This is a genomic window from Micromonospora sp. AMSO12t (assembly GCF_008806585.1).
GTDB lineage: Bacteria > Actinomycetota > Actinomycetes > Mycobacteriales > Micromonosporaceae > Micromonospora > Micromonospora reichwaldensis.
The window spans coordinates 1-3,198 of sequence record NZ_WAAS01000433.1; the positions used below are offsets into that span (position 1 = coordinate 1).

General features: G+C 78.0%; 3 protein-coding genes. 2 read left to right on the forward strand and 1 reads right to left on the reverse strand.

Going from position 1 to position 3,198, the window contains the following annotated elements; all coding sequences use genetic code 11:
• Positions 1-1,186 (reverse strand): MFS transporter (locus F6X68_RS31790; RefSeq protein WP_225852554.1); only part of this gene is annotated, 1,186 nt, incomplete at its 3' end.
• 157 nt (positions 1,187-1,343) lie between these two features.
• On the opposite strand from F6X68_RS31790, the gene F6X68_RS31795 reads away from it, so the two are divergent.
• Both F6X68_RS31795 and F6X68_RS31800 read left to right on the forward strand, forming a co-directional pair.
• Positions 1,344-2,330 carry a LacI family DNA-binding transcriptional regulator gene (locus tag F6X68_RS31795; protein ID WP_151457703.1) on the forward strand — a complete coding sequence of 329 codons (987 nt, stop codon included), beginning with the start codon at positions 1,344-1,346 and terminating at the stop codon, positions 2,328-2,330.
• Positions 2,331-2,550: 220 nt separating this feature from the next.
• Positions 2,551-3,198 (forward strand): alpha/beta hydrolase (locus tag F6X68_RS31800; RefSeq protein WP_151457704.1); only part of this gene is annotated, 648 nt, incomplete at its 3' end.

The following is a 3,198-nucleotide window of genomic DNA, read 5'->3' on the forward strand; positions in this document are numbered from 1 at the left end:
CGAGGGTGGGCAGCAGCAACAGTGGCACGACGAGCAGGGCCCGCAGGGTGCCGACCCGGTCGCCGAGCAGGCCGAGCAGCGGGGGGCCGGCGAGGAACGCCGTGTAGCCGATCACGGCGACCACGCTGACCCGGGCCGGCGCCCGCCGCTCGTCGTCGGCCGCCGCGCTCATCCCCACCGGGAAGCCCAGCGACGCGCCGAGCCCCCAGAGCGCGACGCCGGCGATCGCCACCGGCCCGGAGTCGGCGAGCACCGCGACGCCCGCGCCGAGCGTGGCGAGCAGGATCGTGGTGGACAGGACGGGCACCCGACCCCACCGGTCCAGTGCGACGGTGCCTGCCGTGCGGCCCAGGGTCATGCCGACGACGAAGACGCCGAAGACCGCGGCCCCGGCCGCCTCGCTGAGGCCGTGGCCGTCGATGAAGGCGACCGCCAGCCAGTCGCTGGCGCTGCCCTCGGCGAACGCCGACACCAGCACCAGCAGGCCGACGAGCAGGGTGCGGGGCTCCCGCCAGGCGGCGAGCAGTTCGCGGCGACGCTCGGCCGGAGCGGCCGACGCGGAGGCGGTGCCGCTCTCGGCCACCGGCAGGAACGACCGGACGGCCAGCAGCGTGCCGAGCAGCACCACCGCGGCCAGCGCGGCGAGGTGCACGGCGACCGGCACGCCGAGGCGGGCCGCCCCGGCGCCGAGCCCGGCCCCGGCCACGGACCCGAGGCTCCACGCCGCGTGGAAGCGGGGCATGACCGTACGCCCCAGCCGCCGCTCGACCGCCGCGCCCTCGACGTTCATCGCCACGTCGCAGAGGCCGGAGCCGTAGCCGAGGGCACACAGGCCCACCGCGACCCCGGCCAGGGAGCCGGCCACGGCGGCGACCCCGGTCACCGTCAGCCCGGCCGCGAGGAGCGTGGTGGAGAGCGCGACCGTGCGGGCCGCCCCGAGCCGCTGGGCCACCAGGCCGGCGGTGGGCATCGCGAGCAGCGCGCCGACGGACATGGCCAGCAGCAGCAGCCCGAGCCGGCCCGCGCTGAGCCCGAGCGCGTCCCGGGCGGCGGGCACCCGGGAGAACCAGGTGGCCACGGCCAGGCCGTTGAGCGCGAAGACCACGGCCACGCCGGTACGGGCGGCCAGCACCGCCCGGGGCACGGCCGGGCGCGGCACGACGGGCGGGGCGACGGTGCGGCTCACGTGGCGGTCCTCTCGCCTCGGGTGGTCTACCGCCCCGATCCCACACCTGAGAGCGCTCTCAGGACAACCCGGTCCCACCCCTTACCGTGGACGCGCCGGAGGGGGATGATTCGGTCGACCGTCCACGCCGCGACGGCCGACAACGGGGAGGACCGGAATGGCGACGACACACCGACCACCGACCCTGGAGGACGTCGCCCGGGCGGCGGGCGTCTCCCGGGCCACCGCCTCGCGGGTGATCGCCGGCACCGGCTACGCCTCCCCCGCCACCCGCGAGCGGGTGAACGTCGCCGCCGACCGGCTCGGCTACGCGCCGAACCCGGCCGCCCGCGCGCTCGTCCAGGGCACCGGGTTCCGGCTGGTGGTGGCGGTGACCGGCACCGCCGCGACGGTCCTCGACGACCCGTACGTCCACCGGGTGCTCGGCGCGTGCGCCCGGGTCTGCGCGCCGCACGGACTCGGGGTGGCGCTGCACTGGCTGCCCGCCCGGTCGCCGGGCGAGGTGCGCCGGCTGGCCGGGGACCGCAGCGTCGGCGGGGTCGTCCTGATCAACACCACCGAGGGGGTGCTGGACGCGATCCCGGCGAGGCTGCGCGGTCGGGTGGCCTCGATCGGCATCGGCTCCGCCCTCGTCCCGGCCTTCGACGTGGACAACGGCGGCGGCACCGAGGCCGTCGTCCGGCACCTGTACGCCACCGGGCGCCGCCGCATCGCCATGGTGACCGGGCCTCGCTGGCTGTCCTGCGCCGGCCGGTCGGTCGGCGCGTACCGGCGGATCGTGCGCGACGCCGCCCTGCCGGAGCGGCTGGTGCCGGGCGACTTCAGCGCGGACCGCGGCCGGGCGGCGGCCCGGGAGGTGCTGGAGCGCTGGCCGGACACGGACGCGATCGTCGGCAGCAGCGACGCGACCGCGCTCGGGGTGATCGACCGGCTGCGCGGCGACGGCGTCCAGGTGCCCGGGGACGTCGCGGTCACCGGCTTCGACGACATCCCGCTCGCCGCGATGACCACCCCCGCACTGACCACGGCGACGCATCCGGTGACGCAGATCGCCACGGCGGCGGCGACGGCCGTGCTGGGCGGGCGACCGGTGCCGCCGGCGACGATGTTCCCGTCCCGGCTGGTCCGCCGCGTCAGCGGATGAGCCGGCCCCCGGCCGCAACCGCGCCGGCGGGACCCGCCGATGGACGACCGCGCCCCTCGCCGACCGCCCGGTGGCGGGCCGCACCGCTCGCCGAGCACGCCCGCGGCCGGTCGCGCCGCTCGCTGATCACGCCCATGACGGGACGCGCCGGTGGGATTGCGCGTCGGGCTGGCGGGTAACCGCCGGCGCATGCCCGCCCAGGACGAGGAGCGGTGATCCGGTGACCGAGCCCGCGCCCCCGCACCGGCAGCCGGCGGAGAACCCCCGGCACGGCCGGCTCGCCGCACGTCCGGCGCCGCCGACCGCCCTGGCCGCCGCCGGGCTGGCGTCGCTGACCGACCCGCGGGGCGCCGCGCTGGCGATGGTGTACGCCCCCGAGCCGGTCGACGGGCCGCCGTACCGGCTGGTGCTGCTCCTGCACGGGGCCGGCGGCTCGGCCCGGCAGGGGCTGGACCTGCTGCTACCGGAAGCCGACGCGCACCGGCTGCTGCTGGTCGCCCCGCAGTCGGTGGCGAGCAGCTGGGACCTGATCGGCGGCGAGGGCTTCGGCACGGACGTACGGCGCATCGACGGCCTGCTGGCCATGGCCTTCGCCGGCTACCCCGTGGCGCGGGTGGCGTTCGGCGGGTTCTCCGACGGCGCCTCGTACGCCCTCTCCCTGGGCCTGACCAACGGCGACCTGGTCGACGCGGTGCTGGCCTTCTCCCCCGGCTTCGCCGCGCCGCTGGTGACCCACGGCCGGCCCCGGGTCTACGTCTCGCACGGCACGCGGGACCCCGTCCTGCCGGTGGACGTGTGCAGCCGTCGCCTGGTCCCCCGCCTGCGCTCGCTCGGCTACGACGTCACCTACGACGAGTTCCCGGGCCCC